Here is a 204-nt window from a genome sequence, read left to right as displayed (position 1 = left end):
AAGAGCTTAACTTCCGTGTTCGGTATGGGAACGGGTGTGACCTCTTTGCCATAATCACCAGATATAAGGTTGAAAGATTGCTCTTTCAAAACTAGATAACGATTGGTTCACGAGTCAAACGCCTTACGTAATTTGGTTAAGTCCTCGACCGATTAGTATCCGTCAGCTGCACATGTCGCCACGCTTCCACCTCGGACCTATCAA

Annotated in this window: 1 rRNA gene; it reads right to left on the bottom strand. The window is 45.6% G+C overall.

Annotated elements, in window-relative coordinates:
• Positions 1-62 (bottom strand): 5S ribosomal RNA (rrf, locus tag ACQCV8_RS20305); the annotation flags it as partial.
• Positions 63-204: the final 142 nt, after the last annotated feature.

It is taken from the genome of Metabacillus sp. 84, from assembly GCF_050107715.1.
GTDB lineage: Bacteria > Bacillota > Bacilli > Bacillales > Bacillaceae > Metabacillus_B.
Note: the sequence above shows the minus strand (reverse complement) of the source record. Positions and strands in the feature narration are given on the sequence as shown.